29 protein-coding genes are annotated in these 26,538 nt (G+C 68.7%); 9 read left to right on the forward strand and 20 right to left on the reverse strand.

The features are described from left to right. Nucleotides 1-72 precede the first annotated feature (72 nt). The 3 genes from alr to BM004_RS14295 are packed head-to-tail and all read left to right on the forward strand — an operon-like array spanning nucleotide 73 to nucleotide 2,618. Complete coding sequence (gene alr, locus BM004_RS14285; RefSeq protein WP_093214945.1) at nucleotides 73-1,173, forward strand: alanine racemase; 1,101 nt, start codon at nucleotides 73-75, stop codon at nucleotides 1,171-1,173. 28 nt (nucleotides 1,174-1,201) lie between these two features. Further along, on the forward strand, nucleotides 1,202-1,984 hold the full coding sequence (locus BM004_RS14290; RefSeq protein WP_093214272.1) for a hypothetical protein: 783 nt from the start codon (nucleotides 1,202-1,204) through the stop codon (nucleotides 1,982-1,984). 16 nt (nucleotides 1,985-2,000) lie between these two features. Then, nucleotides 2,001-2,618, forward strand: a complete 618-nt coding sequence (locus BM004_RS14295) for a hypothetical protein (RefSeq protein ID WP_093214275.1) — start codon at nucleotides 2,001-2,003, stop codon at nucleotides 2,616-2,618. A 6-nt stretch (nucleotides 2,619-2,624) separates the two neighbouring features. Here the strand turns inward: BM004_RS14295 and BM004_RS14300 are convergent, their stop codons facing one another. Then, nucleotides 2,625-3,542: a LysR family transcriptional regulator gene (locus BM004_RS14300; RefSeq protein WP_093127920.1), complete on the reverse strand. Its 918-nt coding sequence runs from the start codon at nucleotides 3,540-3,542 to the stop codon at nucleotides 2,625-2,627. A gap of 104 nt (nucleotides 3,543-3,646) precedes the next feature. Between BM004_RS14300 and BM004_RS14305 the strand changes: the two genes are divergently transcribed. From BM004_RS14305 to BM004_RS14320, 4 genes are all read left to right on the forward strand, one after another. Further along, nucleotides 3,647-4,606, forward strand: coding sequence for a DMT family transporter (locus BM004_RS14305; RefSeq protein ID WP_093214277.1), 960 nt, complete (start codon nucleotides 3,647-3,649; stop codon nucleotides 4,604-4,606). Between the two features lie 9 nt (nucleotides 4,607-4,615). After that, complete coding sequence (locus BM004_RS14310) at nucleotides 4,616-5,752, forward strand: serine hydrolase domain-containing protein (protein ID WP_093214280.1); 1,137 nt, start codon at nucleotides 4,616-4,618, stop codon at nucleotides 5,750-5,752. Between the two features lie 106 nt (nucleotides 5,753-5,858). Continuing rightward, nucleotides 5,859-6,710 (forward strand): hypothetical protein, encoded by an 852-nt coding sequence (locus tag BM004_RS14315; RefSeq protein ID WP_256219902.1) that lies wholly within the window; start codon nucleotides 5,859-5,861, stop codon nucleotides 6,708-6,710. A gap of 92 nt (nucleotides 6,711-6,802) precedes the next feature. Then, nucleotides 6,803-7,213: a hypothetical protein gene (locus tag BM004_RS14320; RefSeq protein ID WP_093214282.1), complete on the forward strand. Its 411-nt coding sequence runs from the start codon at nucleotides 6,803-6,805 to the stop codon at nucleotides 7,211-7,213. A 16-nt stretch (nucleotides 7,214-7,229) separates the two neighbouring features. Here the strand turns inward: BM004_RS14320 and BM004_RS14325 are convergent, their stop codons facing one another. The 18 genes from BM004_RS14325 to hpaR form a co-directional block, all read right to left on the reverse strand. Next, nucleotides 7,230-8,207: a 2-dehydropantoate 2-reductase gene (locus BM004_RS14325; RefSeq protein ID WP_093127909.1), complete on the reverse strand. Its 978-nt coding sequence runs from the start codon at nucleotides 8,205-8,207 to the stop codon at nucleotides 7,230-7,232. 19 nt (nucleotides 8,208-8,226) lie between these two features. After that, a complete protein-coding gene (locus tag BM004_RS14330) occupies nucleotides 8,227-9,027 on the reverse strand; it encodes a class II aldolase/adducin family protein (protein WP_093214285.1) in 801 nt (266 codons plus the stop codon). Nucleotides 9,028-9,045: 18 nt separating this feature from the next. After that, nucleotides 9,046-10,038: a Bug family tripartite tricarboxylate transporter substrate binding protein gene (locus BM004_RS14335; protein WP_093214287.1), complete on the reverse strand. Its 993-nt coding sequence runs from the start codon at nucleotides 10,036-10,038 to the stop codon at nucleotides 9,046-9,048. A gap of 32 nt (nucleotides 10,039-10,070) precedes the next feature. Next, nucleotides 10,071-11,804, reverse strand: a complete 1,734-nt coding sequence (gene ilvD / locus BM004_RS14340; protein WP_093214290.1) for a dihydroxy-acid dehydratase — start codon at nucleotides 11,802-11,804, stop codon at nucleotides 10,071-10,073. A 45-nt stretch (nucleotides 11,805-11,849) separates the two neighbouring features. Then, nucleotides 11,850-12,329, reverse strand: coding sequence for a nuclear transport factor 2 family protein (locus BM004_RS14345; protein WP_093214293.1), 480 nt, complete (start codon nucleotides 12,327-12,329; stop codon nucleotides 11,850-11,852). A 22-nt stretch (nucleotides 12,330-12,351) separates the two neighbouring features. Continuing rightward, complete coding sequence (locus BM004_RS14350) at nucleotides 12,352-13,809, reverse strand: hypothetical protein (RefSeq protein ID WP_143072434.1); 1,458 nt, start codon at nucleotides 13,807-13,809, stop codon at nucleotides 12,352-12,354. Beyond that, on the reverse strand, nucleotides 13,806-15,002 hold the full coding sequence (locus BM004_RS14355; RefSeq protein WP_093214298.1) for an ATP-binding protein: 1,197 nt from the start codon (nucleotides 15,000-15,002) through the stop codon (nucleotides 13,806-13,808). Before BM004_RS14355 ends, BM004_RS14350 begins: the two co-directional genes overlap by 4 nt. A gap of 70 nt (nucleotides 15,003-15,072) precedes the next feature. After that, a complete protein-coding gene (gene hpaI, locus BM004_RS14360; protein ID WP_093214300.1) occupies nucleotides 15,073-15,894 on the reverse strand; it encodes a 4-hydroxy-2-oxoheptanedioate aldolase in 822 nt (273 codons plus the stop codon). Nucleotides 15,895-16,030: 136 nt separating this feature from the next. Beyond that, the gene (gene hpaH, locus BM004_RS14365) at nucleotides 16,031-16,834 is read right to left on the reverse strand and encodes a 2-oxo-hept-4-ene-1,7-dioate hydratase (protein ID WP_093127893.1); all 804 of its coding nucleotides are present in this window, start codon (nucleotides 16,832-16,834) and stop codon (nucleotides 16,031-16,033) included. A 13-nt stretch (nucleotides 16,835-16,847) separates the two neighbouring features. Beyond that, nucleotides 16,848-17,255, reverse strand: coding sequence for a 5-carboxymethyl-2-hydroxymuconate Delta-isomerase (locus tag BM004_RS14370; RefSeq protein WP_093214303.1), 408 nt, complete (start codon nucleotides 17,253-17,255; stop codon nucleotides 16,848-16,850). A 13-nt stretch (nucleotides 17,256-17,268) separates the two neighbouring features. Then, entirely contained in the window at nucleotides 17,269-18,096 is an 828-nt protein-coding gene (locus BM004_RS14375) for a DODA-type extradiol aromatic ring-opening family dioxygenase (RefSeq protein WP_093214305.1), read from the reverse strand. Then, nucleotides 18,093-18,428 (reverse strand): aromatic ring-opening dioxygenase subunit LigA, encoded by a 336-nt coding sequence (locus BM004_RS14380; protein ID WP_093127885.1) that lies wholly within the window; start codon nucleotides 18,426-18,428, stop codon nucleotides 18,093-18,095. The genes BM004_RS14375 and BM004_RS14380 overlap by 4 nt, the downstream gene beginning before the upstream one ends. 3 nt (nucleotides 18,429-18,431) lie before the next feature. Continuing rightward, entirely contained in the window at nucleotides 18,432-19,406 is a 975-nt protein-coding gene (locus tag BM004_RS14385) for a Bug family tripartite tricarboxylate transporter substrate binding protein (RefSeq protein WP_093214308.1), read from the reverse strand. Nucleotides 19,407-19,510: 104 nt separating this feature from the next. Then, on the reverse strand, nucleotides 19,511-20,977 hold the full coding sequence (gene hpaE / locus BM004_RS14390; protein WP_093127881.1) for a 5-carboxymethyl-2-hydroxymuconate semialdehyde dehydrogenase: 1,467 nt from the start codon (nucleotides 20,975-20,977) through the stop codon (nucleotides 19,511-19,513). A 20-nt stretch (nucleotides 20,978-20,997) separates the two neighbouring features. Beyond that, the gene (locus BM004_RS14395; protein WP_093214311.1) at nucleotides 20,998-21,978 is read right to left on the reverse strand and encodes a Bug family tripartite tricarboxylate transporter substrate binding protein; all 981 of its coding nucleotides are present in this window, start codon (nucleotides 21,976-21,978) and stop codon (nucleotides 20,998-21,000) included. A 110-nt stretch (nucleotides 21,979-22,088) separates the two neighbouring features. After that, nucleotides 22,089-22,859: a fumarylacetoacetate hydrolase family protein gene (locus tag BM004_RS14400; RefSeq protein WP_093214313.1), complete on the reverse strand. Its 771-nt coding sequence runs from the start codon at nucleotides 22,857-22,859 to the stop codon at nucleotides 22,089-22,091. Then, nucleotides 22,856-23,503, reverse strand: a complete 648-nt coding sequence (locus BM004_RS14405; RefSeq protein ID WP_093127872.1) for a fumarylacetoacetate hydrolase family protein — start codon at nucleotides 23,501-23,503, stop codon at nucleotides 22,856-22,858. Before BM004_RS14405 ends, BM004_RS14400 begins: the two co-directional genes overlap by 4 nt. Next, nucleotides 23,500-23,934 (reverse strand): homoprotocatechuate degradation operon regulator HpaR, encoded by a 435-nt coding sequence (hpaR, locus tag BM004_RS14410; RefSeq protein WP_093127869.1) that lies wholly within the window; start codon nucleotides 23,932-23,934, stop codon nucleotides 23,500-23,502. Before hpaR ends, BM004_RS14405 begins: the two co-directional genes overlap by 4 nt. Nucleotides 23,935-24,034: 100 nt before the next feature. Here hpaR and radA point away from each other — a divergent pair, with 100 nt between their 5' ends. Beyond that, nucleotides 24,035-25,429, forward strand: a complete 1,395-nt coding sequence (radA, locus tag BM004_RS14415; protein ID WP_093214316.1) for a DNA repair protein RadA — start codon at nucleotides 24,035-24,037, stop codon at nucleotides 25,427-25,429. 66 nt (nucleotides 25,430-25,495) lie between these two features. Here the strand turns inward: radA and BM004_RS14420 are convergent, their stop codons facing one another. After that, the gene (locus BM004_RS14420) at nucleotides 25,496-25,951 is read right to left on the reverse strand and encodes a hypothetical protein (protein ID WP_093127865.1); all 456 of its coding nucleotides are present in this window, start codon (nucleotides 25,949-25,951) and stop codon (nucleotides 25,496-25,498) included. 148 nt (nucleotides 25,952-26,099) lie between these two features. Between BM004_RS14420 and BM004_RS14425 the strand changes: the two genes are divergently transcribed. Then, on the forward strand, nucleotides 26,100-26,534 hold the full coding sequence (locus tag BM004_RS14425) for a glycerate kinase (RefSeq protein ID WP_093214318.1): 435 nt from the start codon (nucleotides 26,100-26,102) through the stop codon (nucleotides 26,532-26,534). The last annotated feature ends 4 nt before the right edge of the window (nucleotides 26,535-26,538 follow it).

Raw genomic sequence — 26,538 nt, forward strand, 5'->3', positions numbered from 1 at the left:
CACGGTGTTCGACCCCATTCCCGAAGATGCTAAAACGTGGTCTGCATTTTCCCCGAACCCTCGCTGAGCACCATGCCGCGCCCCATTCTCGCCACCGTCCACACCGACGCCCTCCGCCACAACCTCGACCGGGTGCGCCGCTCGGCCCTCGACGCCCGTGTCTGGGCGGTCGTGAAAGCCAATGCCTATGGCCATGGCATCGAGCGGGTCTATGAGGGTCTGCGCGGCGCCGACGGCTTCGCGCTGCTCGACCTGGCCGAGGCCGAGCGCGTGCGCGCCCTCGGCTGGCGCGGCCCGGTGCTGCTGCTGGAAGGCGTGTTCGATGCGCGCGACCTGGAGCTGTGCTCGCGGCTGGACCTGTGGCACACCGTGCACTGCGACGAGCAGATCGACATGCTCGCCGCCCACAAGACGCTCAAGCCGCAGCGCGTGTTCCTCAAGATGAACTCCGGCATGAACCGCCTGGGCTTCACGCCCGAGCGCTTCGGCTCCGCCTGGACCCGCCTGAACGCGCTGACGCAGGTCGACGAGATCTCGCTCATGACCCACTTCAGCGACGCCGACGGCACGCGCGGCATCGCCCACCAGGTCGAGGCCTTCGAGCGCGTCACGCGCGACCTGCCGGGCGAGCGCTCCATTGCCAACAGCGCCGCCACGCTGCGCCACGCCGACATCACACGCGGCGACTGGGTGCGCCCCGGCATCGTGCTGTACGGCAGCGCGCCCGATTTCCCCGAGCACGACGCGGCGCACTGGCAGCTGCAGCCGACCCAGACACTCGCGACCCAGCTCATCTCGGTGCAGACGCTGAAGGCCGGCGACACCATCGGCTACGGCTCCAGCTTCACCGCCGACGGCCCGCTCACCATCGGCGTTGCCGCGGTCGGCTATGCCGACGGCTATCCGCGCCACTGCACCACCGGCACGCCCGTGCTGGTGAACGGCGTGCGCACCCGCATGGTCGGGCGCGTGAGCATGGACATGATCACCGTCGACCTCACCGGCGTGCCCGACGCGAAGTTCGGCAGCGAGGTCACGCTGTGGGGCAAGTCCGCGAAGACCGGCGCGGTGCTGCCCATCGACGAGGTGGCGCGCGCGGCGGGCACCGTCGGCTACGAGCTCATGTGCGCCGTGGCGCAGCGCGTGCCGTTCGCGCCTGCCGACGTTGAATGACGGTGAATGACGGGCGACTGACCGGCGAATGAAGGTCCTCTCCAACTGGCGCTCCGTGCGCCTTTGGGAAACGCAGGTCGAGCGCGACCTGCACCGCAACTACAGCCTGCGCACGCACGGCATCCTGATCGGCAGCTTCACGCTGCTGCTGATGTGGTGCGTGTCGGCGCTGCAGATGCACCTGCTGCACGTCGACTCGCTGGCGGTGCGCTACTTCCTCACGCTGGGCGTGGGCTACCTGGGCTACCTGCTGGTGCTGCGCTGGTGGGCCAAGCGGCTGGTCGAGGGGCGCGAGCTGAACGCCGACCTCGACGCGCCCGACATGGACTTCGGCAGTGGGCGGAGCGGTGGCGGCTCGCACAGCCACGTGAACTCCGGTGAAAGCAGCGGCGGGGGGGGCAGTGGTGGCAGTGGTGGCGGGGAGGGCGGCAGCGGCCTGACCGACGTCGCCAGCGGCGCGCTCGACGTGGCGGGCGCCGCCGACGAAGGCGCGGTCATCGTCGTGCCGGTGGTCGCCATCTTCCTGCTCTGCACGGCCGTGGTGCTGGGCGCGGGCTCGCTGGTGCTGCTGTACTTCAGTTGGGACGCGCTGCTGGCGGTGGCGATCGAGGTGGCGTTCTCGTACGTGTCGGCGCGCGCCGCGGTGCGCGTGGCGCGCGAAGGCTGGCTCATGGCGGCGGTGCGGCTCACCTGGAAGCCGCTGCTGGGCGCGGTGGTCTGCGCGGTGGCGCTGGGCGCGCTGCTCGACCACTTCATGCCGCAGGTCCACTCGCTGCCCGAGGCGGTGCGCGTGCTGCTGAAGACGCACTGAAGGGGCCACGCGCAGCATGTCGGGCGACGCGAAGAAATACCTGCAGGCGCTGGGCGCCGAACTCGCCGAGGCCCTCGGGCCCGGCTACCGCTTCTACAAGTCCGCGCTCGAACTGCGCGCGGCCACCGAAGCGGGCGAGAACCTCGTCACCCTGGGCGGCGCGATGCGCCACTCGCCCTTTGTCGACGTCGCCTTTCACTTCGGCTGCAGCTACGGCGCCGCGAAGGCCGTGGCGAAGCAGCTCGGGTTGCAGGCCGGCCCGCACATCGTGCAGTACTCGCTGAACCGCGCGTCCATGAAGAACCTGCCGATGCCCGGGCCGGGCCGCGGCAGCTGGAGCGTCCACATCGGCACGCCGCCCGACGCCACCCTGGTGTCCGAGATGGCCACCGCGGTCCGCGGCATGGCCGTGCCCTTCTTCGAGCGCTTCGCGGGCATGGCGGCCGCCAGGGACGCGGTGGCCGGCGACGACAGCTGGTGCCTGGGCGGCAAGATGCAGTGGCGCAATGTGCTGGCGCTCGACGTCGCACTGGGCGAGCTCGATCACTTCAGGGCGTGGGCCGCGCGGCTCGACAAGCGCAACGCGCAGGAAGCCAACGACCTGCTGCTGCGCGCCGAAGCCCTGCGCGGCTGAACGGCTTCAGCCGCCCGCCAGCGCCTCGCGCAGGTGGTCGACCAGCACCCGGCACTTGGGCGCGGTGAAGCGGTTCGGCGGGTACAGGATGTACGCATGCCCGTGGTAGTTGCCCTGGAACGCCCAGCCGGCCAGCACGCGCACCACCTCGCCCGCATCGAGCGCCTCGCGCGCCATGAACGCCGGCACGCAGGCCACGCCCAGGTCGGCCAGCGCGGCTTCGAGCCGCACCTCGCTGTGGTTGGAGATGTAGCGCCCGCGCACGATGACCTCGGCGTCAGGCTCCCCGTCCTTGCGAAACCGCCAGTGGTTGTCGCGCTCGTGCTCGCCGAGCGACAGGCAGCTGTGCGCCAGCAGGTCGTCCGGGTGCGCGATGGCCGCGTGCCGTGCCAGGTAGCGCGGCGTCGCGCACAGGATGTGCTCCACCGCCATCAGCGGGCGCGCCACCAGCCCTTCGGGCGGCTCGGTGGTCAGCCGCACCACCAGGTCGACGCCCTCGCGGATCGGGTCGACGTCGCGGTCGCTCACGATGAGCTGCACGTCCACCTCCGGGTAGCGCTGCAGGAACACCAGGATGTGCGGGTGCAGCACGCGCCGCGCGAAGGCTTTCGGCGCGCTGATGCGCACCAGCCCGCCGGGCCGGCTGGCGAACTGCGGGCCGACGTCCATCGCGCCCTGCGCCGCCAGCACCAGTTCGCGGCAGCGCGCAAAGGCCTCGGTGCCGGCCTCTGTCAGGCGCAGCTGGCGCGTGGTGCGTTGCAGCAGCTGCACGCCGATTTCCTTTTCGAGCCGCTTCACCTGCCGGCTCGCGGCCGACGGCGTCATGCCCAGCAGGTCGGCCGCGGCCGAGAAGCTGCCCAGTTCGGCGACCCGCACGAAGGTCACCATCTCCGGCAGCACTTTGAGAAATGAATTCGTTCCCACGGCGCAATAGTCCTGTTCCGGCCGACGGCTGTTCGGCCCGGGTGATGCCCCGAACAATCCGGCCTTCTTCATGGGTTCTTCGTTGTTGGGAAGCGGGCGACAGTATGGCGTCAAGAAAATGGGCCGGCATCGGCGGGGCCGAACTCATGCTGCTGCTGGTGGCGGCTGTGTGGGGCGGCAGCTATGCCGTGGCCAAGCAGGCGACGCAGCAGCTGCCGGTGCTGGAGTTCATCGCGCTGCGCTTCGGGCTGACCTTCGTGGTGCTGCTGCCGGCGCTCGGGCCGCTGTTCGGCGCGCGCAACGCCGGGCGGCGCCAGGGCCTGGCGGTGGGCGGCCTGCTGGGCGCCAACCTGCTGGCCATCTTCGTGTGCGAGACCTTCGGCGTGTCGCTCACCAGCGCCAGCAACGCCGCCTTCCTCATCAGCCTGTGCGTCGCGTTCACGCCCTTCGTCGAATGGTGGCTGCTGCGGCAGCGCCCGGCGCGGCGCATGTTCTGGGCGGCGGGCCTGTCGGCGCTGGGCGCGGCGATGCTTTCAGCGACCTCGCCAGCCGAGATGTCGGTGGGCTGGGGCGACGGGTTGATGGTGATCGCGGCGTTCCTGCGCGCCGTCATGGTCTGCCTCACGCGCCGGCTGGCCGGCCGGCACACGCTGCCGGCGCTGACGCTCACGGCCGTGCAGGCGGGCGTGATGGCGCTGGGCGCGGCGCTGGTCTCGCTGGTGGCTTCGCCCGCGCAGGGCGCATGGCACCTGCCGCCGGCCACCGCCTCGTTCTGGTGGGGCATGGCCTACCTGGTGCTGCTGTGCACCGTGTTCGCCTTCTTCGCGCAGAACCATGCCGCCTCGCGCACCAGCCCGAGCCGGGTGTCGCTGCTGATGGGCAGCGAGCCGGTGTTCGGCGCGCTGATCGCGGTGTACGGCTTCGGCGAGCGCGTCGGGCCGTGGGGCTGGGCGGGCGGCTTGCTGATCGTGGCGTCCGCGTGGTGGGTCACGCTGCCGCCGCGCGAACGATCGACGAAGAATCCGGGCGCCCCGCGCATGGATCGCGAAGCCCGCGCTCCCTAGACTAGGGGCATGGACCAATCTACCGACGCAGAACTTCCCGCCGCGAACCACGGCAACTGGCGCAGCCGGCCGCACAGCACCTGGGCCTTCCAGCATGTGCGCGAGATCGTGCCCGTGGCCGACATCGCCAACGACCCGGCCCGCGCCACGCCATTCCCCACCGAGCCCGCCGAGCCCGCCGCGCTTGATCTGGCCGAGTTCCACCAGCTCACCCGCACCGACGGCTTCGTCGTCATGCACAAGGGCCGCGTCGTGCACGAGTTCTACGACAGCGGCATGACGGCGCACACGCCGCACATCCTCATGTCGGCGACCAAGTCCGTCGTGGGGCTGGTGGCCGGCACGCTGCATGGCGCGGGCCTGCTCGACGTGGCGGCGCCGGTGTCCGACATCGTGCCGGAGCTCGCGCGCACCGCCTTCGAAGGCGCCACCGTGCAGCAGCTGCTCGACATGCGCACCGGCGTGGTCATGGACGCGCAGGCGCTCGAGGCCTACCGCCTGTCCACCGGCTGGGACCCGGCGCCGCCCGGCGGCTCGCAGTCGGACCTGCGCACCTTCTTCGAGACCACCACGGCCATGCACGCGCCGCACGGCGGGCCGTTCAAGTACACCTCGGCCAACACCGACCTGCTCGGCCTCGTCATGGAGCGCGCCGCGGGCCAGCCGTTCGCCACGCTGGCCAGCGAGCGCCTGTGGGCCCCGCTGGGCGCCGAAGACGCCGCCTGCATCACCGTCGACCCGAAGGGCGCCGCCCGCTGCACCGGCGGCCTGTGCGCCACCGCGCGCGACCTCGCGCGCGTGGGCTGGATGGTGGCGCAGGGCGGGCGCGGCGCCGACGGCCGCGCCGTGGTGCCCGCGGACTGGATCGACGACACGTGGCACGGCGGCGATGCCGAGGCCTGGCGCCAGGGCGAGTTCGCCGCCGGCTTCGCGGGCATGCGCATGCGCTACCGCAACGGCTGGTACGTGGTCGACGACGCGCCGGGCATGCTGTTCGCCATGGGCATCCACGGGCAGCACCTGTTCGTCGACCCGCGCAACGAACTGGTCATTGCCAAGCTGTCGTCGCAGAACCAGCCGATCGATGCGATCGCCACGGCACGCACGCTGCGGGCCGTGGGGGCGATCCGGCGCGCGCTGGCCTGACGCGCGCTTGCGGCGCGGGTGAGCAGGCGGCCCCGCCCGGTGCGGTGCGGTGCGGTGCGGTGCGGTGCGGTGCGGAGACAATCCGCGCCGGAGGAATTCCGTTCACATGATCTCGAAGAAAAAACAACGTGCCGCCATGCACGCCTGCGGCATCGCGCTGGCCGCGCTGAGCTTCGTGGCCCACGCCGAGCCGGATGCGGCGGCGCCGGCCACGCTCGCCACGGAGGCTCCCGCCGCGCAGACGCCCGCCGAACCTGTAGCCGCACCCGCACCCGCACCCGCACCCGCACCCGCACCCGCACCCGCACCCGCACCCGCACCCGCCTTGCCGCAGACCCGTGTGCTTTTCAAGCTCGGCGTCTACAAGCCGGGCATCGAGAAGCTTCGCGTGGTGCGCCGCGAGGACACCGTCGGCCACGCCGCGGGACAGGTTGCCTTGAACGTGGCGTTCGCCGTGCTGGCGGGTGGCATGGCCGCGCAGGGCTTCTCGAAGGACGACCTCGGCGGCACCACGCTCGCGGCGCTCGAGCAAGACCCGCTGGGCGTCAACCCGGCCATCAGCGACCTGACCGACGCGCTCGGCAAGGTCGCCACCGGCATCTACCGCAAGCGCGCCGAAGCCGCGCACGCCCTGGCTCTCACGGACGGCTCCACACCCGAGGAGATCGCGGAGGCGGCCAAGGTCCAGGCGCAGGCCGACACGCCGCTGCTGCCGGGTCCGTGGCACCTGGTCTACGAGAACCTGCTGGGGTCCGACGAGCTGTTCCGCCTGAAGTTCGGTGCCCAGCTCGGCCGCGCGGGCTTCATGCGCCCGCCGGCCGAATGCTTCTACCAGTCGGAGCCCGTCGCGTGGGCCCAGTGGCAGGCCGACAACTGGCAGCGCTTGCGCGAGGAGCGCGCCAAGGCCGTGGCCGCCTGCACCGCCGCGCTGGCCGCCACGCCTGAAAAGTTCTGGTGACTGCGCGCCACCGCGGCCCTTTCAAGGGCTGCGGGCCTGTGCGAGCTGCCCCACGCCTGTCGAGCGCCAATCCGTCTGGAACTGCTTCAACCATGGACATCAGGGACCCCGCGAACCTGGCCCGTATCCTGGCGCGCCACGGCAGCGCCGCCGGCACGTCCCTCGACTGCTTCGGCACGCCCGAGGACCCGGAAGACTTCATGTACTTCACGGTGCTGGAAGACCGGCTGCACATCGACATCCAGCGCGTGCTGGTCGAGGTCGGCAGCTTCTACTTCCGCTTCACGCTGCAACGACAAAGTGCGCAGGTGGTGGTGACGCGCACGCTGAGCAACGTGGAAGGCACCCACAAGCGCATCCGCGCCGAACTCGGCGACGACCATGCGAAGGACCGCATTGGCGTGCCGTTCCAGACCCTGTCGAAAGACGAGGAGGCATGGGTGGCGACGGCGCTGCAGACCTTCGCGGCCGACTGGATGAGGCCTGCCGCACCCAGCGCCTGAGCGATCCGTCCGGGCTTCAGTACAGCCCGAGCTGGCGCGTGCGCAGCCGCGCCAGCCCCAGCAGCGCATCGGTGAACGGCGTGGCCACGCCCGTCAGTTCGCCGAGTTCGCGCACCACCGTCACCAGCGCGTCGAGCTCCACCGAGCGGCCGGCCTCCACGTCCTGCAGCATCGAGGTCTTGAACGCGCCCAGCTTCAGCGTGACCGCGTGGCGGTCTTCCGGGCTCTGCGTGATCTCGATGCCGATGCGCCGGCCGATTTCCTTGGCCTCCAGCATCACGGCCGAGATGAAGCCGCGCACGTAGTCGTCGCCCATGATCAGGTCGGTGGTGGCGCCGGTGAGCGCGCTGATGGGGTTCACCGTCATGTTGCCCCACAGCTTGAACCACACGTCCTTCTGGATCTGCGGCGACAGCGTGGTGTCGATGCCGGTGCTCCTGAGCAGCTCGACCAGTTTCTGCACGCGCGGCGTGGCTTCGCCCGACGGCTCGCCCACGATCAGCCCGTTGCCGAAGTGGTGCCGCACCACGCCCGGCGCGTCGAGCGAGCAGCTGCAATGCACCACGCAGCCGATCACGTTGCGCGACGGAATGGCGCGCGCAATGGCGCCTTCGGGGTCGACGGCCGCGAGCCGGTGGCCCGTGATCTCGCCGCCGAAGCCGCCTTCGAGGAACCACCATGGCACGCCGTTCATGGCCACCAGCACGAGGGTGTCGGCGCCGATCAGCGGGCCGATGCGCTCGGCCACGCCGGCCAGCGCGGGCGCCTTCACGGCGATGATCACCAGGTCCTGCACGCCGAGCTCAGTGGGGTCGGCCACCGCGTTGACGGGCACGCGCGTGCGAACGTCGCCACGCATCAGGCTGAGGCCGTCGCGCTGCAGCGCGTCGAGCGTGGCGCCGCGCGCCACCACGTTGAGGCGTTCGCCGGCTTGCGCCAGGCTGACGCCGATCCAGCCGCCGATGGCGCCGGCGCCGTAGATGCAAATCTTCATGGGGTCTGTCGCTTCAGGTTCAGTTGCGGTACGAAGGGTCGATGCGGTCCACTTGCCGCACCAGCGCATTGAACACATCCTGCCCGGCGCCGTGCTCGGGGCTGAACTGCAGCGCGTCGCGCGTGCAGCGCCGGGCGATTTCCTCGCTCACCGGAATGGCCTGGCCCATCGAGAAGGTGGCCATCTGGATCTCGCAGGCGCGCTGCAGCGTCCACAGGATCGCGAAGGTCTGCGGCAGCGTCTGGCCCCAGGCCAGCAGGCCGTGGTTGCGCAGGATCACCGCGTTGCGCTCGCCGATGCTCTTGAGCAGGCGCGGGCCTTCGTCAGCATGGATGGTGATGCCCTCGAAGTCGTGGTACGCCACCATGCCGTGCAGCTGCGCGGTGTAGAAGTTGGTCTGCTGCAGGCCGCCCTGCAGGCAGGCCACGGCCACGCCGGCGGTGGTGTGGGTGTGCATCACGCAGTGCGCGCCCGGCAGGCCGTCGTGGATGGCCGCATGCACCACGAAGCCGGCCGGGTTCACCTTGTGCGTCGAGCCGTCGAGCACCTTGCCTTGCAGGTCGATCTTCACCAGGTTGCTGGCCGTGACCTCGCTGTAGTGAAGCCCGAAGGGGTTGATGAGGAACTGCTTCTCGCCACCGGTCACGCTGTCGGGCAGCCGCACCGTGATGTGGTTGTAGATCATCTCGACCCAGCCCAGCATCGCGAACACGCGGTAGCAGGCCGCGAGCTCCTCGCGCGCGGCGCGCTCGTCGGGATGGATCGAGGGATGGACCAGCGCCGACGTGGACGACGGCGCGGGGGTGGCGAGTGTGTTCATTGCAGTTCCTTCATGGGTTTAGCCTTCCGCGGTGAAGCCGACCTCTTTCACGATCGGCGCCCACTTGGCGGTGTCTTTCTTCAACAGGTCGGTCAGCTCGGCCGGTGTGGAAGACATCGCCTCCAGGCCGAAGGTGCCGAGGCCGTCGATCACGTCCTTTTGCGCCAGGGCGTTCTTCATGGCCGTGTTCAGCCTGGTCACCAGCTCCGGCGAGGCCTTGGCCGGCAGGAAGAAGGCGAACCACTCGCTGTGCGCCATGTCCTTCAGGCCTTGTTCGCCGAAGGTGGGCACGTCGGGCGCGAAGCGGCTGCGCTTGGCACCCGACACGCCCAGGATGCGCACCTTGCCCGACTGCAGGTGCTGCGTGATGTCGCCGATGGGCCCCGACACCGCCGAGATGTTGCTGCCCAGCAAGTCGAGCATGGCCGGCTGCGTGCCGCGGTAGGCCGCGTGCTTGAGCTCGACGCCGCCCTTCTTGCCCAGCAGCGCGCCGATGAAGTGCGGCGTGGAGCCCGCGGCCGGCGAGCCGAAGTTGGCGCCCTCGGGGTTGGCCTTGGCCCAGGCCAGGAACTCGGGCACCGTCTTCACGCTGGCCGGCACGGCCGGGCCCACGGCAAAGCCGAAGTCGAAGATGCAGGCCAGGCTCACGGGCGTGATGTCGACCATCGGGTCGTACGGCAGTTTCTTGTAGATGTGCGGGTAGATCGTGAGGATCGAGGTCGGCGTCTGCAGGATGGTGCTGCCGTCGGCCGGGCGGGCCTTCACGTAGCTCACGGCGATCTGGCCGCCCGCGCCGGTGCGGTTCTCGACCACGGCGGTCTTGGCGTACTCGGGGCTGAGCTTCAGCGCCAGGCGCCGGCAGGTCGTGTCCGACGTGCCGCCGGCCGCGAAGCCGGTAACGATGGTGGCGGTCTCGATGTTCATCGCTTGCGCGAAGACGTTCTGGCCCAGGCTGGCCATCAAGGCCGAGGCACTGGTGGTCTGCAGGATCTGGCGGCGCGTGAAGCTCATGGTGTCTCTCTCCGGACGGTTGTTGTGGAGGGTCAAGACTCGTCGCGCAGCCAGGTGACCGCGCCCGAGTGGGTCACGGCGCCCTGGTGGGCAGGGCGCACGGTGAGCGCGTATTTTTCCAACAAACCGCCTTTTGGCGCCCCCGCGTTTACCTCACGTCCGGCAAGGCGCGACGCGATTTCTTCCGCCGTCAGTTCCACCGAAATGTTGCGCGCTTCGGCCCGCGCGTCGATGGCGATCACGTCGCCGTCGCGCAGCGCCGCAATGGGGCCGCCGTCCGCGGCTTCAGGCCCCGCATAACCAATGCACAGGCCGCGCGTGGCGCCCGAGAAACGCCCGTCGGTCAGCAGCGCCACCTTGTCGCCCATGCCCTGGCCGTAGAGCAGCGCGGTGATGCCCAGCATCTCGCGCATGCCGGGGCTGCCCCTGGGGCCTTCGTTGCGGATCACAATCACGTCGCCCGGCTCATAGCGGCGGTTCTGCACTGCCGCCTGCGCCTCTTCCTCGGAGTTGAAGACGCGCGCCGGCCCGCGGAACACCAGCCCCTTGAGGCCCGCGGTCTTGAGCAGCGCGCCGTCGGGGCACAGGTTGCCCTTGAGCACCGCCAGCCCGCCGTCGCGCGTGATCGGGTTGCCGGCCTCGCGCACCACGCGGCCGTCGGGCGCCAGCGCGCCGGCCAGTTCCTCGGCCATGCTGCGGCCGGTGAAGGTGAGCGCGTCGCCGTGCAGGAAGCCCTGCTCCAGCAGCGTGCGCAGGATGACGCCCGCGCCGCCGATGTAGAACACGTCGCGCGCCAGGTACTGGCCGCCCGGGCGCAGGTCGGCGATGAGCGGCGTGCGCGCGAACACTTCGGCCACGTCGTCGAGGTGGAACTTGATGCCCGCCTCGTGCGCGATGGCCGGCAGGTGCAGCGCGGCGTTGGTCGAGCCGCCCGTGGCCGACACCACGGCGCAGGCGTTTTCGAGTGCCTTGCGCGTGACGATGTCGCGCGGCAGCGGGCTGTCGCCCATCACCGCCTTCATGAGCGTCTTGGCGGCGCGGCGCATCAGCGGTGCGCGCTCGCTGAACACGGCGGGCACCATGCTGGAGCCGATGGGCGCCAGGCCCAATGCCTCCGACACCATGCCCATGGTGTTGGCCGTGAACTGCCCGGCGCAGGCGCCGGCCGTGGGCAGGCAGGCGCGGCTCATGGCGTCGAGCTCGTCGGGCGTGGCCGTGCCGGCCAGCACCTTGCCGATGGTCTCGTAGGTGTCGACCACGTTGAGGTCGCGCCCGTCGGGGCCGGGCATCTGCCCCGGCAGCGCCGAGCCGCCGTGCACGAACACGCTGGGCACGTTGCAGCGCACCATGCCCATCATCAGCCCCGGCAGGTTCTTGTCGCAGGCGCCGATGGCGAAGATGCCGTCCCACTGGTGGCCGCGCGTGGAGGCCTCCACGCTGTCGGCGATCAGCTCGCGCGAGATCAGCGAGAAGCGCATGCCCGAGTGCGCCATCGTCAGGCCGTCGCTGATCGACACCACCGGGCATTCGTGCGGCGTGCCGCCGCCGGCGTAGATGCCGGTCTTGGCGTGCTGCGCCTGCTCGCGCAGGTTGAGGTTGCACGGGCTCATCTCGCCGCCCGTGTGGAACACGCCGATGTGCGGGCGCGCGATGTCCTCGTCGTCCTGGCCCAGCGCGTGCAGGAAGCTGCGCGTGGTCGCGCGGATCGTGCCCTCGCGGATGGTGGCGGAGCGAAAGCGCTTGTTCGGGTCGGTAGGCGTGGTCATCGGGCTGGCATGGGCTGGCGTGATTTCAATGAAGGCGAAGGGGTGTCAGAACATGCCGTTGGTGTTCACGGCGGTCTCGGGCACGGGCTGCACCACGTCCCAGTGCTCGACGATCTTCCCGTTCTCCAGCTTGAAGATGTCGACGATGGCGCTGCCGCGCGTGCCCGGCTCGCGCACCGCGTTCACATGCAGGATCACGTAGTCGCCGTCGACGAAGCTGCGCTTGATCACGCTGCGCGAGTTCGGAAACTTCTCGCGCAGGAAGGCGATGAACTTGCGAAAGCCCTCGGGGCCGTCGGCCGCCGTGGGGTTGTGCTGCACGTAGCGGTTGCCCACGTATTGCAGCGCCGCCTCGGCGTCCTTCTGGTTCAGGCCCTTCTCGTAGAAGGCGAGCACGGCCTGGCGGTTGGCTTCCTGCTGGGCCGTGGTGGCCGTGGTACCCGGCTTGCCGCCGCCCATGGGCGCGCAGGCGGCGAGGAACAAGGTGGCTGCCGCGGCCAGGGCCGCCAGGGTGGTGCGTTGCATCGAGAGGCTCCAGTGCATGAGGTCAGTCTGTCTTGAGATTCACTGCCAGGGCGCGTTCTTCCCTTGGCAGTACGAGGAGGTGCTTTTCATCGCCGGTTCTTTTCCACGCGGACGCCGCTTGCATCACGCGCAGAACGATCTTTTCGAATTCGGCGCTCACTGCCGGTTCGGCAAGTGCATTGAATATCCGCTCGCCCGAGCCATGGTGCTCATCGACTTCCCGTTTGCCTTCGGCACGGTCGAGCCCTTCGCGCAGTTCGGCTTCGGCATACCAGATGCGCAGACTCTCCACCAACAGTCCGACGGGCTCGCCTCGCTGCTGCTTCACTTCCATGCAAAGCCGCATCAGCGGATCGGTCAACTCGTAGAAGCTCTCGCGTCCTGCTTCGATCGAGTGCACATAGCGCTTCTCTCGCAGCTGCCTGAGCTGTCCCGAGCAGGTCTGGGGCGTGATGAAGCAGGCCTTTGCAATCTGCTTGACCGGCGCCGCGCCGCGATAGCTCACGAGGTATTCCACGATCTTCCGCTGTTGCCCCGAAAGCTCCTTCATGCGCGCCTGGTAGTAGGGCGTGAGTTCGTCCAGCGTGTGCATCACTGCCTGCACCAGTTCGTCGAGCGCTTCGCGGCTCAGGAATTGCGCAAGGATCACGTAGATGCGCGGGTTGCCCTCCGCGAGGTGGTGCACCGCGCGAATGCGTGCACGAGCCTTTCGTGTTTCCATGAACTCGGTCAAGGCACTGTCGCCGCGCTCCACCGCGATCTTCTTCAGCAGATCGACGACGTCTTCGAGGCTGAGTTCCTTCAATGCCTGGATATCGAAGAAGCCGTAGAACGGCGATTTCTGAAGGCTCACGCCAGCGAACAGGGCGGGTGTCGTGGCGACCAGAACGAGTTGCGGGTGGTTCTGGATGAACGCCCGAAACTGGCGCTGGCCGGCATCGCCAAGCTGATCGAAGAGGTCGTCCAGGTTTTCCATCAGCACGACAAGCGTCTTGTTGCCGAGCACCTCCAACAGAAGCGACGTGCCTTGCGACTCCGCCTGCTTGAGCGTCAGCTCATACAACGGCGCCGTTTGCGCCGCGATGCCCAGTGCTGGAGCCTGTTGGTCCAGCGTGCGCAGGATGCGCAATACCAGTTCGAAGAAGCTGGTCACGCCCCATTCTTCTTCGCGCATCCATGCGATCAAGCCTCGTTCTTGAATTTCCTTCGACGTCGAAAGCCGGTGATGCAGCAGCGAGATCAGGTGGGTCTTGCCGATGCCGCGCGGGCCGACGAAGAGGTAGTGGTGCTTGGCGCGTGTCGTCACGCTGTGCACGACATCGTCGCAGCACGCGTCGATCAATGGCTGGCGTTGAACCAGCATGTGCTGCAGCGTGTCGGGCTGCATCATGCTCGGCGTGAAATGCGAGAGATAGAGCGCCTTCTGCGCCATCTGCGTCATTGGCGTGGGCACGACGGAAGGCGCATTCTTCTTCGTCATGCGACACCGCCTTCCGTCACGGGCACGCCGCGGTGCCAGCGCCACCAACGCGCCACGATGCTGAACTTGTAGTGAAGCTCCCCGCTGTCCGGGTGGCGCACGAAGTAATAGTCGCGCTCGAGCAGGTGCGTAAGCTCGAGCCAGCTTTCACGGTCCAGCGCCGGAACAACGCTCTTGGCACGGTTGATGGCGGACTGCATGGACATCGAACCTGCCGTCGACGCCACCGCGTCCAGCAACGCGTGGCATGCCGTGCGATCGTGGGTGTAGTACTCGCGCGTTCGTTCCTCGTAGTGCTTCAGATGCCAGGGGTCGAGCGCGGACCGGATGGCATCGGCCACTTCCTTGCGCACGTCATCGGCCGTCACGCGGTAGGCCGACCCCGCGTGCCTGGCCTTGAGCTTGCTGAGCACATGGTGGATGTAGAACGGGATGTTGTCGACCTCTGCAGCCACCACGCCGGCCACGGCGTCTTCGGCCATGGCAATGCGGTTGTCCTGGAACAGCTGCAGCGCGAGGGACACCGCATCGGCATGCGCCAGGGGCGGCACCTCCATCGTGGCCATGTCGTTGACCGGTGCGTTGACATAGCCTTGCTGCTTCAAGTGCCGCACGACGTGGTGCAGGCCGATCGAGCCGGTGAACACCATCCGGACCTTGGCGTTTTCCTGGCGGATGCTGCGCAGCACGTCCAGCAGTTCCATCGCGTCCTGCGGTGCGGTCTTCGCGAGGTTCTGCAGCATCATGGGCAGTTCGTCCCACAGGAAAACCACGCACTGCGTCTGCGCCGATTCGCCCAGGTGGGCCAGGGTATCGACCAGACCCTGCTTCCACGTCTTGGCGGCAAAGTTCGGGAGCGTGACCGGACCGATCTTCAGCCCCGCGGCTTCCGAACCGATGCCCGCAAGCCATTCCCTGAACTTCTTGACCTTGCTGAGCAGCGGGTGCAAATCGGCCATCACGTACTGGACGAACTCGTTGGCGCTGCGTACGCCTTCCAGGTCGCGCTTGACCATCACCCAACCGTCGCGTTGCTGCGCTTCGAGCTTGCTGAGCACGTGGGTCTTGCCCATGCGCCGTTCGGCGACGAGTTGCAGGCTTTGGGTTTCGAGGATGTCCATGACCTCGGCCACCAAGGTGTCCCGGCCCACGATGTCTTCGAGCGCCAGCGCGCCGCCTGGGTTGATTTTCATTGAAGTACGATGAATTTAACGTACGTCAAATCTAGCATGCATTGCCGTGAGCGCGCTGTCCGAGCGCCGCTCAGTAGCCCGGCGAGCCAGTGTTGGCCGTGCGGTTTTTGTACTTCGCCAGCAATTCCTTGGCCGCGGCCGCCAGCACGATGGTGTCCACCCCCACCGCCACGAACAGCGCGCCGGCCGCGAGCCACTTGCGCGCCTGCTCCTCGGTGGTCGACAGGATGCCCGGCGCCTTGCCGGCCTTGAGGATGCGCGCGATGGCGTCGGCGATCACGGCCTGCACCTCGGGATGGTTGGGCTGGCCCACGAAGCCCATCGAGGCCGACAGGTCGGCCGGGCCGATGAACACGCCGTCCACGCCCGGCGTGGCCGCGATGGCGTCGATGTTCTTCATCGCCTCCACCGTCTCGGCCTGCACCAGCAGGCAGGTCTGCGCGTTGGCTTCGTGCAGGTAGTTGGGGTAGGCCTGCCAGCGCGAGGCGCGCGCCAGCGCGCTGCCCATGCCGCGGATGCCTTCGGGCGGGTAGCGCATGCCCTGCACCAGGCGCGCGGCCTGCTCGGCGGTGTCGACCATGGGCACCAGCAGCGTCTGCGCGCCGATGTCCAGGTATTGCTTGATCAGCGTGGTGTCGCCCACCGGAATGCGCACGATGGGGTGCGAGCGCTCGGCTTCGGGCTGGGCCGACCACATGCTGGAGATGCCCTGCAGCTGCGCGAGCACCGAGCGCACGTCGTTGGGCGCGTGCTCGCCGTCGACCAGCAGCCAGTCGTAGCCGGTGCCGGCCAGGATCTCGGCCGCATAGCCGTCGGCCAGGCCGACCCACAGGCCGATCTGGGGCTTGCCGGCCTGCAGGGCCTGCTTGAAGGTGTTGAGGGGCGTTTGCATTGTTCAGTCCAGTAGATGGAAGGGTGCTGTCTTCATTCGTGGAACACCGCGGAACCGGCTTTGCCGGGCCGCTGGTGTTGCCCCCGGTAGGGGGTTGGCGAAGCGACACGAAGTGCGCGAAGCCTGGGGGCGAGCGTCATGCAAAGCGGAAGGCGATCGACCCGAGCGGGCCGTAGTCGGCATGGAATGTGTCGCCGGGCAGGGCGGTGGTGGGGCGCGTGAACGAGCCGCCCAGCACCACCTCGCCGGCCTCCAGGCATTCGTCCCACGGCGCGAGCTTGTTGGCCAGCCACGCCACGCCGGTGGCCGGGTGGTTGAGCACGGCCGCGGCCACGCCCGACTCCTCGATCACGCCGTTCTTGTAGAGCAGCGCGCTCACCCAGCGCAGGTCGACCGCGTCGGGCTTCACCGGGCGCCCGCCCATCACGATGCCGGCGTTGGCCGCGTTGTCGGCAATGGTGTCGAACACGCGGCGCATGGCCTTGGTGTTCCGGTCGAACTGCTCGATGCGCGCATCGATGATCTCGATGGCGGGCACCACGTAGTCGGTGGCGGCCAGCACGTCGAAGATGGTCACGTTCGGCCCCTGCAGCTTCTTGCCGAGGACGAAGGCCAGCTCCACCTCGACGCGCGGCGCGATGAAGCGCTTGAACGGGATGTCGCCGCCCTGCTCGAAGAACATGTCGTCCAGCAGCGTGCCGTAGTCGGGCTCGTCGATCTGGCTGGACTGCTGCATGGCGCGCGAGGTCAGGCCGATCTTGTGGCCCTTCACCGTGCGGCCCTCGGCGATCTTGGTCTTCACCCATTCGCGCGAGATGGCGTAGCCGTCCTCGATGGTCATCTCTGGGAAGCGCTTGGAGAAATGCTCGACCTGCACGCGCGACTTCTCGCTTTCGTGCAGCTCGGCGGCCAGTTGGGCGATGGTGGCTTGGGAGAGCATGGGTTCGGCTCGTTCAGTTCTTGTTGAACAGGGGATGCAGGTTGCTGTGCTTGCCGTCGTACACCTGCCCGGGGCTTTCGTCGATCTGCAGCGTGATGCCGATGGGGCGCTGGTCGAAGATGGGCGCGAAATGCGCGCGCACGTCGGCCAGCAGTTCGTCGCCGGCTTTCTTCTTCACCGCCTCGGAGCGCCCCGCGGCCATGCGGATGTTGAGGTACACGAAGGCGTAGTCGGCCTTGCCGTCGGCCACCGCGTGATGCGCGGCGGGGTAGGCCAGAACGCGCGTGCCGCCGATGGGGAACACCGGCTTGCCGGCCTCGTCGCGCTGCTGGAGCATGGTGTCGGCCAGCGTGCGGCACAGCGCCGACATGTCGGTCTCGGCCTCGATGTTGGGCGTGTACAGAATCACCAGGTGGGGCATCGTCGTTCTCCGTTCATTCCACCGACATGGTCGCGGCCGTGCATGTCACCGCGAAGATCGGAATGGCCTTCATGTGAAAGATCTCGCCCTTGCCGCGCGCGGCCGCGGCCACGCTGAGAAAGGTGCGGATCTCGAAGCCGCCCTGGCCCGCTTCGCGGTAGGTGGCCTCGTCGCCGTAGTCGTCCTGCGAGAGCATGCCTTCGCGGTCGTTGGCGCACCAGCGGCGCATGAACTCGGCGTCCCACTCGGCGTTGACCTTGCCCGAGTCGGGCGTGGCCGGCCAGTGCGAGATGCCGCCGGTGCCCACCAGCGCAATGCGCTCGGGCACCTTGTCGCAGGCGCGGCGCAAGGCTTCGCCGAAGGCCCATGCGCGGTGCAGCGGCGTGAGCGGCGGGCCCTGGCAGTTGATGTTCACGGGGATCACCTTGGTGTCGAAGTTCGGCGTGAGGAAGTTCAGCGGCACCATGATGCCGTGGTCGAACTTCCATTCTTCCGCGTAGGCCACGTCCACCGTCTGCATCACCTCGCGAATGAGGCGCTGCGAGAGCGCGGCGTCACCGGGGATGGTGTGCTTCCCAATGCCCAGCCACTTCGGGTCTTCGATGGGGCCTTCGTAGCTGTCGGCCATGCCGATGGCATAGGCCGGCATGTTGTTCATGAAGAAGTTCGCGAAGTGCTCCGCCGCGATCACGATCACCGCGTCGGGCTTGGTCGCGCGCATCGCCTCGCCGAAGCGGTGGAACTGCGCGTGGAACTCGTCTTTCACCGCCGGGTCGGCCAGGTGCGCGCGGCCGGTGATGCCGGGGGCGTGGCTGCACACGCCTGCGAATACGAGGCTCATACGCCTGCCACTTTCTCGTTGGTGCCGGTTGTCATTGCATAGATGCCCGCGCGCACCGGGCCGTACTTGCGCACGCCCTCGCGCATGGCTTCGAGGTAGTCGGCCCAGGCGATGCCCAGCAGCGGCGCGAAGTGCATCAGCAACTGGCCGTTGCAACCGAGCACATAGAGCTTGCCGATGTCGCCGCTGTCGATGGCCTCGCGCTCTTCGTCGCTGAGGTCGTAGCCGCCGAGCAATGTGGCGCGCGCGTCGCCGCCTTCGGCGTAGCGCCGCTGCACGTCCTGCTCGCGGTTCAGCGCGAACAGGAACTTCTGCATCGCATAGAGGCTCATCGTTCAGCCCTCGACCTGGATGTTGGCCTTGCGGATCACGTCGCCGTACTTCGCGATTTCGCTCTGGATGAACGCCGCGAAGCGCTCCGGCGTGCCCGACAGCGACGCGATGCCGCCCTTGTGAAAAGTCTCCGTCACCACCGGCCTCGCGAGCGCGCGGTTCACCTCGGCGTTCATGCGCTGCACCACGGCGTCGGGCGTGCCGGCGGGGGCCAGCAGGCCGTTCCACGAATTGGACTCGATGGCCACACCCTGTTCCGCCAGTGTGGGTATGGCCGGTGCGTACTGCGAACGCTGCGCGGTCGCCATGCCCAGCGCCACCAGCTTGCCGCTTTGCACATGGCTGCGGAACTCGGGCCAGTTGCCGAACATCATCGTCACCTGGCCGCCGAGCAGGTCGGTGAGCGCCGGGCCCTGGCCCTTGTAGGGCACGTGCACGATGTCCAGGCCCATCTGCAGCTTGAGCATCTCGCCCGAGAGGTGGGCCGAGGTGCCGTTGCCGAAGGAGGCGAAGCTTAGCGTGCCGGGCTTGGCCTTGGCCTGGTTGCGCAGGTCGGCGAGCGTCTTCAGGCCGCTGTTCGGGTGCGTGGCCAGCACGTGCTCCGACATGCCCATGAGCGCGACCGGGCGCAGGTCTTTCTGCGTGTCGTAGGGCAGCTTGCGGATCAGCGTCTGGTTGGCCGTGAAGCTGTTGGCCACGCAGACGAAGGTGTAGCCGTCAGCGGCGGCCTTGGCGGCGGCATCGACGCCGATCACCGTGCCCGCGCCGGGCTTGTTGTCGACGATCACGGGCTGGCCCAGCGCCTTCGACAGTTCCACGCCCACCAGGCGCGCGACGAAGTCGGTGGTGCCGCCGGGGGTGAAGGGCACGATCACGCGGATCGGCTTGCTGGGCCATGCGGCCTGCGCGCGTGCCAGCGAAGGCAGCGCGGCGAAAGCGGCCGCGCCCTGCAGCAGCGTGCGACGGCTGGCGTTCACGCCACGCCCCAGTGGGAGTTCGGGGACCTGGCTCACGCCACACCCCAGCGAGAGTCTTGGGGTTTGGCTCACGCCACGCCCCAGCGAGAGTCTTGGGGCCTGGCTCACGCCACGCCCCAGTGCGGAATGTGGTGCGAGCCCAGCGACACCGCCACGTTCTTCGGCTCGCAGAACACCTCGTAGCTCCAGGTGCCGCCTTCGCGGCCCGTGCCCGAGGCCTTGGTGCCGCCGAAGGGCTGGCGCAGGTCACGCACGTTCTGGCTGTTGACGAAGCACATGCCGGCCTCCACGGCGGCGGCCACGCGATGGGCCTTGCCGATGTTCTCGGTCCACACGTAGCTGCTCAGGCCGTAGGCGATGTCGTTGGCCAGGCGGATGGCGTCGGCCTCGTCCTTGAACGGAATCAGGCAGGCGACCGGGCCGAAGATTTCTTCCTGCGCGATCTTCATGCGGTTGTCGACGTCGGCGAACACCGTGGGCATCACGTAATTGCCGCGCTGAACGCGGTCGGGCAGGTTCGACGGTGCATCCAGGCCACCGCACAGCAGCGTCGCGCCTTCCTTCGGGCCCAGTTCGATGTAGCTGCGCACCTTGGCCAGGTGGGCCTGCGAGATCATCGGGCCGACGATGGTCTTCTCGTCCAGCGGGTCGCCCACGGTGATGCGCTTGGCGCGCTCCGCGAACCTGGCGGCGAAGTCCGCATAGATCGACTGCTGCACCAGGATGCGCGAGCCGGCCGTGCAACGCTCGCCGTTGTTGCTGAAGATCATGAACACGGCCGCGTCGAGCGCGCGGTCGAGGTCGGCGTCCTCGAAGATCACGAACGGGCTCTTGCCGCCCAGTTCCATGCTGAACTTCTTCAGCCCCGCGCTCTTCACGATGCGGTTGCCGGTGGCGGTGGAGCCGGTGAACGAGATGGCGCGCACGTCGGGGTGCGCCACCAGCGGCTCGCCGGCTTCCTTGCCGTAGCCGTGCACCAGGTTCAGCACGCCGGGCGGAATGCCGGCTTCCAGCGCCAGCTCGCCCAGGCGCGCGGCGGTGAGCGGCGACAGCTCGCTCATCTTCAGCACGGCCGTGTTGCCGAAGGCCAGGCACGGCGCGACCTTCCAGGTGGCCGTCATGAAGGGCACGTTCCACGGGCTGATGAGCGCGCACACCCCCACCGGGTGGAACAGCGTGTAGTTCAGGTGCGTGGGCGTGGGGTAGGTGTGGCCGTCCACGCGCGTGCACATCTCGGCGAAGTAGTAGAAGTTGTCGGCCGCGCGCGGAATCAGCTGCTTGCCGGTCTGGGCGATGACCTGGCCGCAGTCGTTGGTTTCGGTCTGCGCGATCTCGGGCACGTTCTTCGCAATCAGGTCGCCCAGCTTGCGGATCAGCTTGGCGCGCTCGGGCGCGGGCATGCCGGCCCACTTGGGAAAGGCTTCCTTGGCGGCGGCCACGGCCGCGTTCACCTCGGCCTCGCCGCCCGAGGCGACTTCGGCCAGCACTTCCTGCGTGGCCGGGTTGACCGTTTCGAAGTAGTCCTTGCCGGTGACGGACTTGCCGCCGATGAGATGGTTGATCTGTTGCATGAAGAAGTGTCCGGTCGGGGTCAGTCGAGTTTGATGTCGCGCGCCTTGATCAAGGCGTGCCATTTCTTGCGTTCCGCGTCGGTGTAGCGCGTCATTTCGGTGGCGTCGGCGGGGCGGGCTTCCCAGCCGGCGTCGTAGAGCTTCTGGCGCACGCCCGGCTCGGCCATGGCCTTCTGCAGCTCGGTGCCCAGCCGGGCCTGCACCTCCTTCGGCGTGGCCGCGGGCGCGACCAGGCCCTGCCAGGTGTAGGCCTCGACGCTGGCGAAGCCGAGTTCCTTGGCGGTGGGGATGTTGGGCAGCTGCGGCACGCGCTCGGCCGACATGGCCAGCAACGGAATCACCTTGCCGGCCTTGACCGCGCTCACGCCGCTGGGCAGGTCGAGCATCATCAGCGCGACCTGGCCGCCCATGAGGTCCTGCAGCGCGGGCGCGCCGCCCTTGTAGGGCACGTGCAGCATCGACACGCCGGCCTCGCGCTGGAACAGCTCGAGCGCCAGGTGGTGCGGGCTGCCGGTACCCGGCGTGGCGATGCTGTACTTGCCGGGCGAGGTCTTGAGCGCGGCCAGAAGCGCCTTGGCGTCGGCGATGCCGGCATTGGGCGCGGCCGTGATGATCAGCGGCGAGCGGCCCATCATGCCGACCAGCGCGAAGTCTTTCTCGGCGTCGTAGGGCAGCTTCTTGTAGAGCGCGGGGTTGTAGACCAGCACGCCGTTGTCGGCCGAGAACACGGTGTAGCCGTCGCCGGCCGAGCGCGCCACGTTCTCCGACGCGATGATCGCGCCCGCGCCGGGGCGGTTGTCCACGAGCACCGGCTGGCTCAGCTGCTGCGAGACCTGCGCGCCCACGGTGCGTGCGAGGAAGTCGGTGCCGCCGCCGGCCGGGTAGCCGACCACCCAGCGCACGGGCTTGGCGGGGTAGGTGGCCTGCGCGAACGCAGCAGCCGAGGCGGCCAGCGCCAATGCGGCGGCCGTGACGTGGAGGAGCTTTTTGCCGTTGATCATGTCGTGTTGTCTCCGCTGATCGGGTTGTGAATGTGGCAAGGGAGGAGGCGCGCTGTCGCGCGCTTCGGTTGCGCGTTGCGGCGCGGCAGTTGTGCGCGGTGGCGCGTGGCTCAGGCCGCCGCGATGGTGTTGACCAGCGCGCCGATGCCGTCGATCTCGGTGACGATCACGTCGCCCGGCTGGCAGTCGACCACGCCGTCGGGCGTGCCCGTGAGGATCAGGTCGCCCGGCGAGAGCGTCATGAAGCGGCTGAAGTATTCGATGAGGAAGGGCGCGTCGAAGATCATGTCGTGCGTGTTGCCCTGCTGCGTGACGGTGCCGTTCACTGTCGTGCGCAAGGCCAGCGCCATCGGGTCGGGCACGTCGGCCGCATCGACGAACCACGGCCCCAGCGGCGTGCAGGTGTCGCGGTTCTTCACGCGCAGGTTGGGGCGGTACCAGTTCTCCAGGTAGTCGCGAATGGCGTAGTCGTTGGCCACCGTGTAGCCGCCGATGAAGCCGTAGGCGTCGGCGCGCTTCACGTTCTTCGCGGTCTTGCCGACCACGATGGCGAGCTCGCATTCGTAGTGCATGAACTGCACGCCCGCCGGGCGGTGCGTGAGCTGGCGGTGGCCGATGAGCGCGCTCTGGCCCTTCACGAACACCAGCGGTTCTTCCGGTGCCTTGAACTCCAGCTCCTTCGCGTGGTCGGCGTAGTTCAGGCCGAGCGCGAGGATGGTGCGCGGCCGTGCCGTGGGCGCGAGCGGCGGCAGCCAGGTGAGCTGCGCCTGCGGCACGACGCGGCCGTCGTCCAGGCGCACGGCGGCGTCGGCCTGGCCGTTGAACTCGTGGGCGGTGCCGGTGTGTTCGCGGCCTTCGAAAATGACGCGTGCGTGCTTCATGCGGCTTCCTTCACCGGCGTGTCGACCAGCGTGTTGCCGAGGGTTTCAAAACCGGGCGCCGAGATGTCGATGCGGTCGCCGGCGCGCGCCAGCGGCCGGCCCGGGGCGCAGCCCAGCAGCAGCACGTCGCCGTGCGCGAGCGTCATGAAGTCGCCCACGTCGGCGAGCAGCTGCCGCGCGGGGCGCACGAGCTGCGAGAAGTCGAGCGACTGCTTCAGTTCGCCGTTGATGCGCACCTCGGCGCGAAAGCTCGCGGGGTCGGCCACCTCCTGCGCGTCGCGCAGCACGGGGCCGATGCCGAGGAAGCCGTCGACGCACTTGAACTTCACCGGCGGGCGGAAGAAGCTCGCGTGCGGGATCGACAGGTCGTTCATCAGCACGAAGCCTTCGACGTCGCCCTCGGCGCCGATCACCATGCCGATGCTCGCGCCGACTTCCACCTCGGGCACGCCGGCCGGCACCGCGATGGCGCTGCCGTGCGGGCTCCAGGTGTTGGCCGTCTTCACATAGAGCACGGGCGCCTTCGGCGGTGCCTTGTAGGGCGGCTGCGTCATCTGCGGCGCGAGCGCCTCGACCTCGGCGCGAAAGTTCAGCAGGGTGCCGTACACCGTGCCCGTCGGAATGAAATGCGGTGCGCTGCTCATGAGGGTTGCTCCAGTGCGATGAGTTCGTCGAGCAGCCCGTAGAGCTGCGTGAGCTTGGCCTTGCCGAGGGACTCTTCCATCCAGTCGTAGTGCGCCTCGATGCTGGTCGACAGCCGCTTCACCAGCTTCATGCCGTGCGCCGTGGCCTCGACCACGGTGCGGCGCTGGTCGGCCGGATCGCGCGCGCGGGTGATGAGGTTGTCGCGCTCCATGCGCGCCAGCACGCCGGTGAGGCTGGGGCCGAGGATGAAGGCCTCGCGCGCCACGCGGCCGGTGTCGACCGCGCCGTGTTCGCCCAGCACGCGCAGCACGCGCCATTGCTGGTCGGACAGCGCGTGCTCGCGCAGGCTGGGCCGGGTGTGGGCCATCACGGCTTCGCGGGCCTGCAGCAGCAGGCGCGGCAAATTGCGGTGCGTGAATGTCGTGCTCAAGGCAAGTCTCTCTTTGAAATTACTTAACATGTTAAATGATTCGCCGAAGCTTTCCTAGGCCGCAGTCATCAGGGTTTGTGCGGACACCTAAACTCGACGGATGGCCAAGGACAAAACACTTTTCGTCTGCAGTGAATGCGGCGGCACCAGCCCCAAGTGGCTCGGCAAATGCCCGAGCTGCGGTGCATGGAACACCCTCGTCGAACAGGTGGCGGGCGCGGGCGCGGGCGGCGCGGCCAACAACCGCTTCGGCACGCAGTTCGCGTCGCTCGCGGGCGCATCGGAGCTCTCGACGCTTTCCGAAATCGAAGCCACCGATGTCGCGCGCACACCCACCGGACTCGACGAACTCGACCGCGTGCTGGGCGGGGGCATCGTCTCGGGCGGCGTCACGCTGATCGGCGGCGACCCTGGCATCGGCAAGTCGACGCTGCTGCTGCAGGCGGTCGATGCGCTGCAGCGCGCGGGGCAGAACGCGCTGTACGTCACCGGTGAAGAGAGCGGCTCGCAGGTGGCATTGCGCTCCAAGCGGCTCGGGCTCGATCACTCGCAGGTGCAGGTGCTGGCCGAGATCCAGCTGGAGAAGATCATCGCCACGCTCGACGCCACGCGCCCGGCGATCGCGGTGATCGACTCGATCCAGACCGTGTATTCGGACCAGCTCACCTCCGCGCCCGGCTCGGTGGCGCAGGTGCGCGAATGCGCGGCGCACCTCACGCGCTTCGCCAAGACCAGCGGCACGGCCGTGGTGCTGGTGGGCCACGTGACCAAGGAGGGCGCGCTGGCCGGCCCGCGCGTGCTCGAGCACATGGTCGACACGGTGCTGTACTTCGAGGGCGACACGCACTCGAGCTTTCGCCTGGTGCGCGCCATCAAGAACCGTTTCGGCGCGGTCAACGAGATCGGCGTGTTCGCCATGACCGAGCGCGGCCTGAAGGGCGTGACCAACCCGAGCGCCATCTTCCTGAGCCAGCATGCCGAGCCGGTGCCCGGCAGCGTGGTGCTGGTCACGCTGGAAGGCACGCGGCCGATGCTGGTGGAAATCCAGGCGCTGGTCGACAACGGCGGCCCCAGCCCGCGCCGCCTGTCGGTGGGCCTGGACCGCGACCGCCTCGCCATGCTGCTGGCCGTGCTGCACCGCCATGCCGGCGTGGCCTGCATGGACCAGGACGTGTTCGTGAACGCGGTGGGCGGCGTGCGCATCAGCGAGCCCGCGGCCGACCTGGCCGTGATGCTGGCCATCACCTCGAGCCTGCGCGGCAAGCCGCTGCCCAAGGGCTTCATCGCGTTCGGTGAAGTGGGCCTTGCCGGCGAGGTGCGCCCGGCGCCGCGCGGGCAGGAGCGCCTGCGCGAGGCCGCCAAGCTGGGCTTCAGCGTGGCGGTGGTTCCCAAGGCCAACGCGCCCAGGAAGGGCGCGAAGGAAATCGAAGGGCTGACGATCCACGCCGTCGACCGCATCGAAGAGGCGATGGACGTGGTCCGCCGCCTCGATTGATCCGTTGCCGGCAGGCCGGCAAAAAATGACCCGGCGCACATACGCGCGCCGGGCCTACCCTCCCTCCTACCCCCCGATGTGCATCGTGAACGCCGGTCCGCCGTTGAGCACGCATTGGCCGCTGCCCAACGTGGCCGAGTTCATCGTGTACTGGCAACTCAGGTTGCCGCCGCGGCTGCCGGTGGCATTCGCCACGCCGGTGCCCCGCGAGCCTGCGACCCGTGTTGCCTCTCCCTGAAACTGTTCACCGCCGATCTGCGCGTTGAAGTGGCCGCGGCCGTTCATGTCGTTCGTGACCGTGCCGGCGACGGCGCCGTAGCGCGCGGCTTCGGTGTTCGACGGGTACAGCCGCGCGTTGAAGGTCTGTGCGATCGGGCCCGGTGCCACGGCGTACGACTGCGAAGACGGCACGGCGGGAGCGGGTTGTCCGAGCGGGACCACGTAGCAGCCGCTCAATGCGGTGGCGGCGAGCGCGGCGGCGAGGGTGAGACGAACGAAAGTGACGGAACGCGGAATGGTCATACGCTTTTCAGTGGCCCGGGCTGATGCCCGTGAAGCGAAATGTGCCCGCTGGCGCTCCCGGGGCGTGCGTCTTTGGCGCCGAGTACCGTCCTGCGCCCCCGGCGGTAGTCGGGGCCGCTACTTCGTGACACACGTCGGGGCGGCGACAATGCGCGCCATGAATTTCAAGAAATTTCTGGTGCCTGTCGGTGCCATCCTTCTTCTCGGGCTGGCCTGGCGCAGCGGCGGCTGGGGCGGCGTCGCCCTGGCCGGCGGCGCGATCATCATGTTCCTGCTGCTGCACTTCAACCGCGCCATGCAGGTGTTGAAGCGCGCCGCCGAACGGCCCGTGGGCTACGTGGGCAGCGCCGTGATGCTCAACGCCAAGCTCAAGCCCGGAGTAACGCTCATGCACGTGATCGCGATGACGCGCGCCCTCGGCGAACTGCGCTCGCCCAAGGACGAGCAGCCCGAGCACTACCGCTGGACCGACGGCGGCGATTCGTATGTCGACGCCGTGTTCGTGGGCGGCAAGCTGCAGAGCTGGACCATGACGCGGCCCGAGAACGCAGCCGACGACGAGACGCAGAACCCCGCCGCCTGACCTG

The organism is Variovorax sp. OK212 (assembly GCF_900112425.1).
Classification (GTDB): domain Bacteria; phylum Pseudomonadota; class Gammaproteobacteria; order Burkholderiales; family Burkholderiaceae_C; genus Variovorax.